Here is a 13,362-nt window from a genome sequence, read left to right as displayed (position 1 = left end):
CCTTGCGGAGCGGGCGCGCATCGCGCTGCATGGCGGCAATGAAGATCGACCTGATCCCGCGCCCGGACCTGCAGACGCTCGGCGCGGAATGGCGTGCGCTGGAGGCCCGCGTGCCGGAGCTGTCCTTCTTCCGGAGCTGGAGCTGGGTCGGCTGCCTGGCCGCGGAACGCTTCGACGATGCGCTGCTGCTGCGCGCCGAACGCGCGGGGCAGGTGGTGGCGCTGGCGCTGTGCAACCGCCGCGGTGGCCGCCTGTGTCTCGGCGAAAGCGGCGATCCGGCGCGGGATGCGCCCTTCGTCGAGCATAACGGCCCCCTGATGCTGGATGAACCGGGCCTTCTCGCCGCGCTGCTGCGGCAGGCCGCCGCGGCGCGCGGCGTGCGCCGGCTGGTGCTGGGCGGCGTCGCGCCCGGGATACTGGCCGCCGCGCCGGGCGTGCGGCTGCGCTGCCAGGAACGGCAGGCGCCCTTCGTCGATCTGGATGCCATCCGTGCCGCCGGCGGCGACCATCTGGCGATGCTGAGCGCCAATGCGCGACAGCAGATCCGCCGGTCCCTGCGGCACTACGGCGAGGTGCAGCTGCACCGCGCCGCGACGCTGCAGGACGCGCAGGCGATGCTGGCGCGCATGGTCCGGCTGCATGAGGCGACCTGGCAGGCGCGCGGCCGGCCGGGCGCCTTCGCCACCGCCTATCTGCGCCGCTTCCACGACGCGCTGCTGGCGCGCGCGCTGCCACGCGGGGAGGTGGAGCTGCTGGAATTCCGCGCCGGTGCCGGTACCCTCGGCATTCTGTACAATTTCCGCCTGCGCGGCCGCGTCTCCGCCTACCAGAGCGGCTTCGCGCCGGCGGAGGGCAACCATGCCAAGCCGGGCCTGACCTGTCACGCGCTGGCGATCGCCGACAGCCTGGCGCGTGGCGACCGCGTGTATGACTTCCTCGGCGGCGCCGACCGCTACAAACGCAGCCTGGCAAAGCAGGAAGCGACGCTGGCCTGGGCGGAGCTGGTGCCGCGTTGGTCGCCCACCGGCGTGGCGCTGCGCGCCTGGCATGCGCTGCGTCCTCATGCCGCGTCGTTCCGCAGCACCAGGGAAGGCCGCAGCGCGGCGGGCGATGGCGCGGAGGCCTGACGCAGCCCGGCAAAGGCCAGCCAGGCGAAGGGGTCGCGCCAGGGGCGCGGCCGGCGGGCGGCGGGGTCGGCGGCCACCCAGTCGCGCACCAGCCGGTCCGCATCCACGGGCAGCGCGGCGAAGCCGCCGCCCTGGTAGATCGCCTGCCGCAGCGCCGCGGATTCCAGCCGCCCGCGGCCCTGCCGCACCAGCCGGTGCAGATGCCGGCGCAGATCCCGCAGGCGCCAGGGCTGCCATTGCGGCGTGGTCCAGCTCGCCTCCGGCTCCACCGCCACGCGGGCCCATTCCCAATCATGCCGGGCGGCGTCCAGATCGTGCATCAGGAAGGCGCCGAGCAGCCCGTCGCCGCGATACAGCCCGACCGGCAGGCGCAGCCCGGCCTCCGCGAGCCGCGCCACCACGCTGCCGCGCAGCGCGAACAGCGAGCCGTGCAGGCCGGGATATTGCAGCATGCCCTGCCGCAGAGCGGCGGCGCTGCGGCCGCTGCTGGGCACCGCGGCGGCGGCGAGCGCCTGCGGCGACGCATCCAGCCGCGCCGCCAGCCGCACCAGCGCATCCGGCTGGATCTCCGCATAGGCATCGATGCAGACATACATCGCCGCCGGCGGCCGCAGCTCGTGCAGGAACAGGTTCAGCGCGTGCGACTTGCAGCCATGCGGCACCTGGTACACGGCGCCCGCCAGGCCCAGCTCGCGCAGCGCCGTGGCGGCCAGCGCGGGCGAATCATCGGTGGTGCCGTTCAGCAGCACCGTGACATGCAGGCGGGCACGCGGCGCCGCCTGCTGCCCGGCGCGCGCGATGGCGCGCAGGCAGGCGCCGATCCGCGCCGCCTCGTTGCGGCCGAACACGCCGATCGACCACAGCTCCGTCATGCGCTGCGGCGCTGCGCCGGCCGCAGCATGGTGAGGCGGCCGAGCAGGCGGTGCAGCAGGCCAAGCAGATCCGTCTCCGCCCCCGGCGGACGCCCGGACAGCGCCCACAGCGCGAACAGCGCCAGCGCATAGGCCAGCGCACCCAGCGCCGCGCCCTGTGCCAGCAGTAGCGCCGCGCTGCCGGCGGTGCCCGGCGGCGGCGCCCAGCCGAGGCCGGTGCCCCACAGCAGCACCGCCATCAGCCCGGCCGCCAGGGTGGGGCGCCACAGCCGCGCCAGCAGCGCCGGTGGCGGCAGCCGCAGCAGCACCAGCGCCCGCTGCACCAGCACCACATGCTCCGCCAGCACCGAGGCGCCGACGGCAAGCGCGGCGCCGGTCAGCCCGAGCGTCGGCGTCAGCAGCAGCAGCAGCGCCAGCCGCAGCGCGCCGGCGCCGATCGTGATGACCATCAGCAGCGCCAGCCGCGCATGCGCCAGCAGCAGCGCCGTGCTGACATTGCCGAACAGCGTCAGCATGCCGGCGATGCCGAGGATGGCGACCACCGGCACCGCCTCCAGCCAGGGCTGGCCGAAGCCGAGCGCCACGACCGGCCCGGCGACGGCCGAAATGCCGACGCCGGCCGGCAGCGTCAGCAGCGCCAGCAGCGCCGAGATGCGCAGGAAATTGTCGCGCCCGGCATCGGCTTCCGCGCGATGGCTGGCGGCGAAGCCCGGCATGCAGGCGCGGCAGATCGGCTCCACCACCTCCGTCGCCGGCAGCGTCGCGATCTCCACGCCCACGGCGTAGTGGCCGACCGAGGTGGTGCCGAGCAGCCGGCCGATCACCAGGCTCTCGGAACGGTCCTTCACCATGGTCGCCATGCTGAGCGCCCAGGTCCAGGCGGAAATTCCGGCGAGGCTGCGCCAGGCCACCAGAGTCAGCCGGGGGCGGTAGGCGTGCATGGTGTAGCTCATCACCACCATGCCGAAGCGGTTGACGAAGATGCCTGCGACCAGCGCCCAATGGCTGCGGACCAGGAAGGCGAGGCCGATGGTGACGGCGATGCCGGCCAGGCGCGGATACAGGTTCAGCGTGAATTCACGGTCGAAGCGCAGGTCGCGGCGGAAATCCACCACGGCGATATTCGCCAGCCCGCTGAGCGCGGCGGACAGTGCCAGCGCCAGCAGCACCGGCTCCAGCCGCGCCTCGTCGAAGAAATCCGCGGCGGGGGCGGCAGCGGCCCAGACCAGCGCACCGACCAGCACGCCGCGCAGCAGGTTCAGCGTGAAGCCGGTGTCGTACATCGCGCGGTCCGGCGCGCGGGCGCGGATGATCTGTTCCTCCACCCCCAGCGTCAGCGCGACATTCAGCGCGGTGGCGAAGGAGGCGGCGAGGGCGATCAGGCCGAAATCCTCCGGCACCAGCAGCCGCACCAGGATCAGCGTGCTGACCAGGCCGAGCAGCCGCGTCGCCATGCGCCAGGCCACCATCCAGAAGGCGCCGAGCGCGGTGCGGGCGAGGATGCTGCCCTTCGGCGTGTGTGCTTCGGACTCAGACGGCATGCGTCAACTCGGCCTCCGCCGGCTGCGTGCCGCCGCGCAGGAAGCCTTCCATCACCAGCATCTGCCAGATCGGCTGCGAATGGTCGGCGCGGCCGCTGGCATGTTCATCCACCAGGCGCTGCAGCGCCGTGGCCTCGAACAGGCCGCTATCCAGCATCGCCTCCCCGGTCAGGCGCGCACGCACCGTCTCCGCGCGTTCGCGGAACTGCCCGGCGATGCCCTGCGCGAAGCCGCGCTTGGCGCCGTGCAGCACGGAATCGGGCAGCAGCGGCGCCATGGCGCGGCGCAGCACCTGCTTGCCGCGGCCGCCCTGCAGCTTGAGATGGGCGGGCAGCGACATGCCCCATTCCACCAGCCCATGCGCCAGCAGCGGCGGCCGCACCTCCAGCGACACCGCCATGCTGGTGCGGTCGAGCTTGGTCAGGATGTCCCCGGGCAGGTAGGTATGCAGGTCCGCGTATTGCGCCTGCAGCAGCGCATCCTCCGGATCGCATTCCGCCATCAGCGCGGGGAAGCGCGCGGCCGGGTCGTGGCCATCGAGCTGCGCGCGCATCGCCGGCGAGAACAGCGCGCGGCGACGTGAATCATGCAGCTTGCAGACGGTGCGATAATAGCCCAGCGCGCTGTCCAGGCTGAGTTCTGTCAGCGTGTTGCGCGCGCGCAGCCAGCGCGGCGCGCTGGCCAGCACCGGATAGGCGGCGGCGAGGCGGCCGATCACCTGGCGGCGCACGCCGGGCGGCAGCATCCGCCGCACGCCTTCGGACAGCTTGTGGAAGCGGTACCGGCGATAGCCGGCGAAGACCTCGTCGCCACCATCGCCGGACAGCGCCACCGTCACATGCCGCCGCGCCAGCGTGCAGACCGCCAGCGTCGGCACCGCGGAATGGTCGCCGAAGGGCTCGCCGAACAGCGCGGCCTGGCCGCGCGCGGCGGCCAGGTAATCCGTCTCCGCCGCCTGGGTGTGGTGGCGCGTGCCGGTGCGGGCGGCGACCTCCGCCGCGATGGTGCTTTCATCCTCCGGCCCGGGAAAGCCGATGGTGAAGCTGTCGATGCCCGCATGGGCGCGCGCGGCGAGCGCCGTGACGGCGCCGGAATCGAGGCCACCGGAGAGGAAGGCGCCGAGCGGCACATCGGCCATCAGCCGCGCCCGCACCGCGGCATCCAGCCGCCTTGCCAGCTCCGCCGGCGCATCGGCGGGGGCGGCGGCGGCGCGCGTCGGCGGCTGCCAGTAACGGTACAGCGCCGCCGGTTCCGGCCGCCCGCGCTGCAGCAGCAGCGCATGCGCCGGTGGCAGGCGCTGGATGCCGAGATGGATGCTGTGCGGGTCCGGCACGTAGCCAAGGGCGAGGAAATCCTCCACCGCCGCCGCGTTCATCCCGCGCGAAACCCCAGGCAGGGACAGCAGCGGCTGCAACTCGGAGGCGAAGGCCCAGCCGCCGCCGGGGGTGCGCGCGTAGTGCAGCGGCTTCTCGCCCAGCCGGTCGCGCGCCAGCAGCAATTCGCCACGGTCGCGGTCCCACAGCGCGAAGGCGAACATGCCATCCAGCCGGTCCAGCACCGCCAGGCCCCAGGCCTTCCAGCCGAGCAGGATCGACTCCGTGTCCGAACGCGTGCGGAACACATGGCCGAGCGCTTCCAGCGCCTGCCGCAGTTCCGTGTGGTTGTAGATCTCGCCGTTGAAGGAGATCACGACGCGACCATCCTCCGTCGCCATCGGCTGCGCACCGCCGGCGAGGTCGACGATGGCGAGGCGCCGGTGGCCGAGGCCCAGATGCGCCTCGGCATGGACGCCTTCGCCATCCGGGCCGCGGTGGCGCAGCAATTCGGCCATGCCGTGCAGCGTGCGACGATCCGGCGTTGCCGGATCAAGCGGGTGGAACAGACCGACGAGTCCACACATGGGCGGTGTCTCCTGGCGCGCGGGCGAAGGCGCTTGCGGCCCCTGGGGGCCGCGGTCATTCTGAAACGCATCGAAGATGCGGGGGTCTGCGGGGTGGAGTGTCGGCGAGGCGTGTCCGCAGGCGGGGTGCGCTAGGTGCGCGGTCGCTGGTCCTGGCGCCTTTCCATCGCCGTCATCCTCAGTCTTTCCATCGCGTCCTGGTTCCTGGTCGTGGCGATCCTGCGCTGGCTGTTCGCCTGAGACGCGCGCGGCGCCCGCAGCGCCACGGGCCGCACATCGGACAGCGCCGGGCTGCCATCCCGCAGCCAGCCGATCACGGCGGAAAGACCATCCTGCAACGCGATCGGCGGCCGCAGCCGCAGCGCTTGGCGCGCGCGCAGGACGGAGCCGACCGAATGGCGGATGTCACCCAGCCGCGGCGCCTGGTGTTCGACCTGTGGCGCCGTGCCGCAGACGCGGCCGATGGTGTCGATCAGTTCGAGCAGCGAGGTGGGCTGGCCGGTGCAGACATTGAACACGGGCGCGTCGGTGGATGCGGCGGGCAGCGCCGCAAGCAGCGCGGCCACCACATCCGCGACGAAGACGAAATCCCGCGTCTGCCGGCCATCGCCATGCACGAAGACCGGCTGGTTGCGGGCCAGGCGCTCGCAGAAGATCGAGATGACGCCTGAATAAGGTGAGCGCGGGTCCTGCCGTGGCCCATACACGTTGAAGAAGCGCAGCCCGACGCTTGGCACGCCATGCACCACGCCGGCGACGCGGGCGTGCAGTTCGCAGCCCAGCTTGTCCGCGCCATAGGCCGAGAGCGGCCGCGCCGGCGCATCCTCGTCCAGCGGGCAGATGTCCGGCACGCCGTAGATGGCGGCGGAGGAGGCGTAGACCACCGGCACCGCGAGGCCGTGCCCGACATCGCGCGCTGCGTCGAGCACGGAGATGGTGGCGGAAAGGTTGATGCGGTGCGTCTCCTGCCACGCCTCCGTGCAGCGCGCGACGGAGGCGATGGCGGCGAGGTGGTACACCCCGTCCACCCCCTGCATCGCCGCCTGCACCGTGGCTGGGTCCTCGACCTTGCCGACAATGAGCGTGGCTCCGCGCGCCAGATTGGCGCGGGAGCCGGTTGAGAGGTCATCGAGCACCCTCACCTGGTCGCCACGCGCCACCAGGGCGGCGCAGAGATGCGATCCGATGAAGCCGCAACCGCCTGTCACGAGAAGTAATGCCACCGGACTACCGTGCTGTTTCCATGCCTACATGCTTACCCTGATCCCATGGAAAATAGACTGTTCGAATTATTGGTTCGCATGTTCTTGATAAAACACGCGAAGATCACCTAAATTGCATTATGATTGAATTATATTCGATGTTTTATCATGAGAGAAAATTGATCATTTTTATGCTGTCGTATCCGGGAATTTGGAGGATGTTCCGCGTCATCACCTCGCATAAAGGATCCCCAGGGTGCGGATCAGCCTCATCTGCCCGGTCTACGACACACCGCCCGACCTGCTGCGCGCCGCAGCGCGATCCGTGCTGGGCGCGGCGCAGCAGGCGGACGGCGTGCCGGATGGAATCGCGCAGCTCATTCTCGTCGACGATGCGTCGCGCAACGCGGCAACCTGCGCGGCGCTGGCCGAACTGGCCGAAGCGGATAGCCGCGTGCTGGTGCTGCGGAACCCGCGCAATGCCGGGCCCGCCAGCGCGCGCAACCTCGGCATGCAGGTCGCGATCGGCGACTGGGTCGGCTTCCTGGATGCCGATGACCTGTGGCTGCCGGGCCATCTGGAACGGCTGTGCGCGGTGGCGGCGGCCTGGCCGGACGCGGCCTGGATCGGCTCCCGCCACTGCCTGCTCAACCCGGATGACGGTACGGAGCCGGCCGCCGGCCTGCCCACCGAGGGCGCGGAGCCGCTGGCCCCGGGCCTGACCCGGCATGGCGGCGCCAGGCTGACGGCGCTGATGCTCAGCAATTTCTGGATGCATCTGGGCGCCATGCTGGTGCGCCGGGACGTGCTGCTGCGCGCCGGCGGCTTCGCCGAGGGCGTGACCTATGGCGAGGATATCCACCTGATGGCGCGGCTGTCGGTGCTGGCGCCGCTGCATTACCTGGATGCCCAGGGCTACGCCTGGCGCCGCGGCCGGCCGAGCCTCACCTCCAACGCGGCGCGGCTGCGCTTCTCGGCGCTGAAGGTGCATGTGGCGGCGGCACGGGACCCGCTGCTGCACGGCTTCGCGCGGGAGCGGCGCTGGGCACGCTACAAGGCCACCAAGGGCCTTGCACTGAACAACCTGCTGGCCGGCAACCGCTTCACGGCGCTGCGCGCCGCCGTCGCGGCCTGGCTGGTGGACCCGCGGGAGGTCGGCGACCTCGCCCGCTTCCTGAGCCTGTGGCTGGGCGGAACCGAAGGCCGCGACCTGCGGCACTACAGCCAGGCAGAACAATTCACCGTGCGGAGCGCGACATGAACGCCATCAATATCTCAGTGCCGCACCAGGCTGGGCCGCACCAGGCTGGGCCGCACCAGGCCGGGCCGCACCATTCCGATGGACCTGATCGCAACAATACGCTGCGCGAACGCCTGAAGACCGCGGCGCTGCAAGCCGCCTGCGCCGGCCTGCGGCACTATTTCCAGAGCATGCCGGGCAGCCTGGGCAAGGCCTGGCTGTGGCGGCATGTGGTGGAACGCCGTATCCTGTGGCGGCGGCTGGAGATCGAGGCGCGTTCCCGCTTCGGCGCGCGCTTCGCCGGCGCGCTGCCGGATGCGGTGCATGGCTACATGTATTTCTTCGGCGTGTGGGAACCGGCGATCACCGCCATCTACCGCGCCGCGCTGAAGCCCGGCGACGTGGTGGTGGATATCGGCGCCAATGTCGGCACCCATGCGCTGCTCGCCGCGCATCTGGTGGGGCCCACGGGCCGCGTGCATGCGGTGGAGGCCTCGCCCTGGATCCATGCGCGGCTGCGGCAGAACCTGGCGACGAATGGCGTCACCAACGTGCAGACCTACAACCTGGCGGCGACGGATGTGCCCGGCACCGTCAGCGTCTACCTGCATGACGACCGCAACCTCGGCGGCACCACCATCGTGGCGACGGAGGCCGAGCGGCTCGGCGCGGCGCAGGAGGCGGTGGTGGAAGGACGCCCGCTTTCGCAGATCGTGCCGCTGGAGGAACTGCGCGCCGCACGCCTCATCAAGATGGATGTGGAGGGCGCCGAATGGCTGGTGGTGCAGGGCATGCGCGATGTGCTGCCGCTGCTGCGGGCGGATGCCGAGATCCTGTGCGAGGTGAATCCGGCGGCGTTGCGCCAGCTCGGCGGTTCGCTGGATGAGCTGCTGGCGCTGTTCGCCGGCGCCGGCTTCCAGGCCTTCGAGGTGATGAACCCCTACCGCGCGCAATTCTACATCGACACGCCGCCCCTGCAGGTGGTGCCGCTGGCGCGGCGCGATTTCGAGGTGGCGGACCTGGTGTTCCGGAGGGCCGCATGATGCGATCCGTCAGCGTCATCATCCCGACCTACAACCGCGCCCATCTGCTGCCCGAGACGCTGGACGCCGTGCTGGCGCAGACCAGCCCGGCGCTGGAGGTGATCGTGGTGGATGACGGCTCCACCGACGACACGGCGGAGGTCGTGGCGCGCTACGCGCCGCGCGTCACCTATATGCGCATCCCCAATGGCGGGGAGCTGGCGGCGCGCAACTCCGCGCTGGCGGTGGCGCGCGGCGATCTCGTCGCCTTCTGCGACAGCGACGACATCTGGCAGCCGGATTTCATCGCGACGATGCAGGCGCTGTGGGCGCGCACACCGGCGCTGCGGACCGCCTTCGCCAATTTCCGCATCCTGCGCGATGGCGTGCTGCTGCCGCGCGATAAATTCGCCGACGCGCCGCCCGGCTACTGGGACGGAATGCGCGACCTCGGCGACGACCTGGCCGTGTTCGAGGCGCCGATCGTGGACCGGTTGGTACAGTTCCAGCCCTTCTTCCCTTCCTGCTTCGTGGCGGAGCGCGGCTTCCTGCAAGGGCTGGGCGGTTGGGATGCCAGCCTCGGGCGGATCGTCAGCACGGATTTCGTCACCATCCTGCTGCTCGGCGAATATCCGCCCTTCGGCGTGGTGCGCCGGCCGCTGGTCGGCATCCGCAAGCATGGCGACAATTATTCAGGCGATGTGCAGAAGATGAACCTGGGCGATGCCCAGGTGCTGGAACATGTGCTGGCCACGCGGCCCACGCTGCGCCCGCTTGCCGCGCAGATCACCGCCAGCATCGCCGCACGCCGCGCCGCGGCGCTGGATACCGCCTTCGCGCGGCGGGATTATGCGGCGGTGCGGGCCATCTACCGGCTGCTGCCCGCCTCGCATCACGGCGCCTTGCGGCGCGTGAAGCATGCGGTCGCCTCGCTGCCGCGGCCGGTCGGCCAGGTGGCCGGTGCCGCGCTGCTGCGCCTGGGTTCGCTGCGCGGCGTGGCGCGGGGCTGAGCCGCCCCGCCCCGCGCTACCGGCAGCGCGGCACGCTGCCGGGAACCAGCGGCATGTCGCGCGGCACGATGTTCAGCATCGGGTCGCGCCGGTAATCCGCCACGCTGGTGAAGGGCGCATCCGCCTTCCGCAGCCATTCATAGGCGACGCGCGCCGCCCCGGCCTCGGTCACGTCCATCACCTGCGCCAGTGCCTGCAGGGCAAGCTGGGCGGAGGCGCCTTCGGTCTTGCGCCAGCCATCGCCATTCGTCATCGACTGCGCGCGCATCGCCGTACCGAGCTCACCCCAGTCGCGGATCGGGTTGCCGGCATCGGCATCGGCGCGGATCGCCAGCAGATAGGCGACGCCGTCATGCGGCGTGAATCCCGCCGATCCCATCAGGAACCGCCCGGCGAGGAAGTTCGTCATCCACCCCAGCACCGCCCGCGCATCCGCATTGCCGCGCCGCGCCGCGGCGGCGACGGAGGAAGCCAGGTAGTCCTGCTGCCAGGGCGGCAGCATGCCGGCGGTGCCGTATTCGCCGGGCACCCAGCCATGCGCCTCGCCCTGGCTGCGCGTCCAGCGCGGGGTCTGCTGGCGCAGCCATGCCCAGTTCGCCGCCGCCGCCTCCTGCAGCCACGGCGCGTTGGGCTCCTCCTCCGGGGTCGCCCAGGCAGCGTTGTCGAGCTGGCGCAGCGACCAGGCCGCGCCGCGCACCTGGTTGCCGCGAACCACGTTCACGCCCTCCGCCACGCCGGGCCGGCCAGGCGTGCCGCGCTGCCGTGGCCATTGGCCGAGCACGCACCAGCAGGCCTGCGCCTGCATCTCGTCGAGGAAGGCGCGGCGGCCGGTCAGCAGCCAGGGCAGCGTCGCCAGGTCCGGCTGGTGGGATGATGCGAGCTGCCAGCCGGTATCGCCCGCGATCGGCTGCGCCAGCCCGCCCGGCGGCGCGCCGCCGCGGCCATCGGTCCATAGCTGCGGCCAGCGCCGCGTATCCATCCAGCGATCCGCCGCGCTGTCCCAGAAATGCCAGGGGATGCTGCCGGCGGCTTCCGCCTGGCCGATGGCGAAGGCGGCCGCGCGCGGATCGCCGGTCTGCAGCCAGACCGCCTGCGGCATGGTCATCGGCCCGATATCCGCCCGCCCGCCGGCGCGGCCCATCTGCTGCGTGACATGGCGCGGGCCGAGCGCCTGCTGCCAGGCGGGCTCCTGCACCCGGTTGCCCATGCTGGCCAGCAGCGAAGCCGCGACGCCGGTGGACAGGTCGTAGCGCGGCGCGGCGCCGGCATCCGCCAGGTAGGCGGCATCGTGCCGCGGCAGCGGCGGCGGCGGCCCGGTGTGGAGCAGGCGGCCCCAGCCGGTGTAGTGGTGGTGGCGCGGAATTTCCGCCACCAGCGCCTCCCGCCCATCCAGCAGCAGGCGCGCGGTATAGGCCTCGGCGCCGCCGCCCGGACGCATGGCGCCGTCGTTGCGCAGCCACAGCTCCACCGCCATCTCGCCATCCGCCAGCAGGGCCACGTCGGCGACCACGCGCAGCGAGGTGACGCGGCCGATCTCGACCGGCTGCATCAGCCGCGCCTGCACCGCCAGCGGCCCGGATTGCCAAAGGCCGGCGGGCTGCCGCGCCTGGCGCAGGGCGCCCAGCAGGTCGATCCGCTGGTCGCCCAGATGCAGGATGGCGCTGTGCCGCGCCAGCGCGGGCGCGGTGTCGAAAGCCGCGCCGGGGCCGGCGGCACCACGGGACAGGATCACCCCCGCCCGCGCGCCGCGTGCCAGAGCGGGTGCGGCCAGCGACAGCAGCGCGATCCGGGCGGAGCCATCGGCGTGGCGCACCTTGATGTCGGCCTGCAGCGGCAGGGCGCGGCCATCTGCCAGCCGGGCCACCAGCCCGGCATCGCGCGGCAGGTCGCCGGGGCGGAAGACCTGGCCGAAGGTGACGATGCGCCCGGCGGGGGCACCGCTGCCCTCCAGCACCAGGCCCACCACATCCCCAGCCCGCTCCAGGCAGGGCATCGGCGCGGCCTGGACCACGCCGCCTTGCGCGCCGGCCGGATTGGCGCAGCCGGATATCGCCAGCCCGCCCATCGTGGCGGCCAGTCCGCGCCGCGTCAGCCTCATGCCAGCACCTCGCGGAACACCGAAAGCTGGCCCTGCGTCGTATCCTCCCAGCCGAAGCCCTCGGCATAGCGGCGTGTCGCGTCCCGGTCCGGGCGCGCGGTCAGCAGGCGGCGCAGGCCGGCGGCGATCGCTTCCGGCGTGGTTTCCTCCAGCACCAGGCCGGCGGCCGGGCTGCGGACCGCCTCGCGGCTGCCCCAGGCGGGGCTGGCCACCACTGGCGTGCCGCAGGCCATCGATTCCAGCAGCACATTCGCCCAGCCTTCGCGGGAGGATGCCAGGACCAGCGCATCGGCGGCGCTGTAGAAGCGCGGCAGTTCCGCATGCGGCCGTGCGCCCAGCAGATGCACGCGGTCCGCCACGCCCAGCTTCTCGGCCAGTGCCTGCAGCGCAGCGCGTTCCGGCCCCTCACCGAGTATCATCAGGGCGTGGCCCGGCAGCAGCGGCAGGGCGCGCAGGATCAGATCATGCCCCTTGCGCGGGATCAGGTGCCCGACCGAGAGCAGCAGCGGCCCGCAGCCGATGCCGAACGCCGCGCGGGTTTCCAGGCGGTCCCCGGTCGGCCGGAAGGCCTGCAGGTCCACGCCGTTGCGCAGCACCGTCACCTTGCCAGCCGGCGCACCCAGCGCCACCAGCCCGTCCTTCAGCCCGACGCTGACGGAGATCAGCGCATCGGCGCGCCGGATGGCGTGCTGGATCAGGCGTCGCGGCACCGCATGGTTCGGCAATTGGGAGATGTCGGAGCCGCGCGCGGTGATCACCACCGGCAGCCCGAATTCATGCCCGAGCCACACGGCGGCGACGCCGTCCGGATAGACGTAGTGCGCATCGATGGCATCGAAGCGGTGGCCCTCCGCCAGCAGCCGGGCTAGCGCGCGGCGTGCGCTGGCATACAGCGTGGCCGGGCCGGTCAGCATGCCGATGCCGGGCAGCGCGGCGAAGCGCGGATGATGCACCGCCAGCCCGTGCCTTTCCTCCCGCGCCGGGATGCCGGCATAGCGCGCCCAGCCCTGCATACGCGCCCCGCCGAGCCGTGCGGCAGCGGCGAAGGGGAAATACGGCACGGGCGCCAGCACGGTGCTGCCCGCCGCGCCGCTGGCCACCAGGTGGCGCAGGCGGTTCTCGACGAAGACGCCGTGGTTGGGCTGCGCCGCATTCGGGTACAGCGTGCTGAAGGTCAGCAGCCGCAGCTTCCTGGCTGGCGTCGGCGCGCTGCGCGGCACGGGCCGCGTCTCGGGCAGGACGAGGGTCTGGTCCGGTGGCATCAACCTTGGCCTCCTTCGGGCCTGCGCCGCATCGGCGCCGTCATTTCGCCGCCGCGCCGCATTGGTGGCGTTAATCTGCCTCCGCGGT

At 72.2% G+C, this 13,362-nt stretch carries 10 protein-coding genes; 4 read left to right on the top strand and 6 right to left on the bottom strand.

The window, feature by feature from the left end; translation table 11 throughout:
* Positions 1-38 precede the first annotated feature (38 nt).
* The gene (locus HB662_RS11685; protein ID WP_168049880.1) at positions 39-1,127 is read left to right on the top strand and encodes a GNAT family N-acetyltransferase; all 1,089 of its coding nucleotides are present in this window, start codon (positions 39-41) and stop codon (positions 1,125-1,127) included.
* Here the strand turns inward: HB662_RS11685 and HB662_RS11680 are convergent.
* From HB662_RS11680 to HB662_RS11665, 4 genes are all read right to left on the bottom strand, one after another.
* Positions 1,061-1,999 carry a glycosyltransferase family protein gene (locus HB662_RS11680; RefSeq protein ID WP_168049879.1) on the bottom strand — a complete coding sequence of 313 codons (939 nt, stop codon included), beginning with the start codon at positions 1,997-1,999 and terminating at the stop codon, positions 1,061-1,063. The two genes, HB662_RS11685 and HB662_RS11680, sit on opposite strands and share 67 nt — an antisense overlap.
* Positions 1,996-3,540, bottom strand: a complete 1,545-nt coding sequence (locus tag HB662_RS11675; protein WP_168049878.1) for an oligosaccharide flippase family protein — start codon at positions 3,538-3,540, stop codon at positions 1,996-1,998. Before HB662_RS11675 ends, HB662_RS11680 begins: the two co-directional genes overlap by 4 nt.
* Positions 3,530-5,440, bottom strand: coding sequence for an asparagine synthase (glutamine-hydrolyzing) (gene asnB / locus HB662_RS11670; protein WP_168049877.1), 1,911 nt, complete (start codon positions 5,438-5,440; stop codon positions 3,530-3,532). Before asnB ends, HB662_RS11675 begins: the two co-directional genes overlap by 11 nt.
* Before the next feature lie 131 nt (positions 5,441-5,571).
* Positions 5,572-6,663 (bottom strand): NAD-dependent epimerase/dehydratase family protein, encoded by a 1,092-nt coding sequence (locus HB662_RS11665; RefSeq protein ID WP_168049876.1) that lies wholly within the window; start codon positions 6,661-6,663, stop codon positions 5,572-5,574.
* A gap of 235 nt (positions 6,664-6,898) precedes the next feature.
* On the opposite strand from HB662_RS11665, the gene HB662_RS11660 reads away from it, so the two are divergent.
* From HB662_RS11660 to HB662_RS11650, 3 genes are read left to right on the top strand one after another with little or no spacing between them, the layout of a single operon-like run.
* Positions 6,899-7,903 carry a glycosyltransferase gene (locus HB662_RS11660; protein ID WP_168049875.1) on the top strand — a complete coding sequence of 335 codons (1,005 nt, stop codon included), beginning with the start codon at positions 6,899-6,901 and terminating at the stop codon, positions 7,901-7,903.
* Entirely contained in the window at positions 7,900-8,925 is a 1,026-nt protein-coding gene (locus HB662_RS11655; protein ID WP_168049874.1) for an FkbM family methyltransferase, read from the top strand. Before HB662_RS11660 ends, HB662_RS11655 begins: the two co-directional genes overlap by 4 nt.
* Complete coding sequence (locus HB662_RS11650; protein WP_168049873.1) at positions 8,922-9,914, top strand: glycosyltransferase family 2 protein; 993 nt, start codon at positions 8,922-8,924, stop codon at positions 9,912-9,914. The genes HB662_RS11655 and HB662_RS11650 overlap by 4 nt, the downstream gene beginning before the upstream one ends.
* Before the next feature lie 16 nt (positions 9,915-9,930).
* Here the strand turns inward: HB662_RS11650 and HB662_RS11645 are convergent, their stop codons facing one another.
* Together HB662_RS11645 and HB662_RS11640 are read right to left on the bottom strand one after the other, a co-directional pair.
* Positions 9,931-12,012: a hypothetical protein gene (locus HB662_RS11645; protein ID WP_168049872.1), complete on the bottom strand. Its 2,082-nt coding sequence runs from the start codon at positions 12,010-12,012 to the stop codon at positions 9,931-9,933.
* Positions 12,009-13,274: a glycosyltransferase family 4 protein gene (locus tag HB662_RS11640; protein ID WP_209443240.1), complete on the bottom strand. Its 1,266-nt coding sequence runs from the start codon at positions 13,272-13,274 to the stop codon at positions 12,009-12,011. Before HB662_RS11640 ends, HB662_RS11645 begins: the two co-directional genes overlap by 4 nt.
* Positions 13,275-13,362: the final 88 nt, after the last annotated feature.

The organism is Falsiroseomonas frigidaquae (genome assembly GCF_012163145.1).
GTDB classification, from domain to species: Bacteria; Pseudomonadota; Alphaproteobacteria; order Acetobacterales; family Acetobacteraceae; genus Falsiroseomonas; species Falsiroseomonas frigidaquae.
The sequence above is the reverse complement of the archived record's forward strand: the minus strand, read 5'-3'. Positions and strand labels throughout refer to the sequence as shown.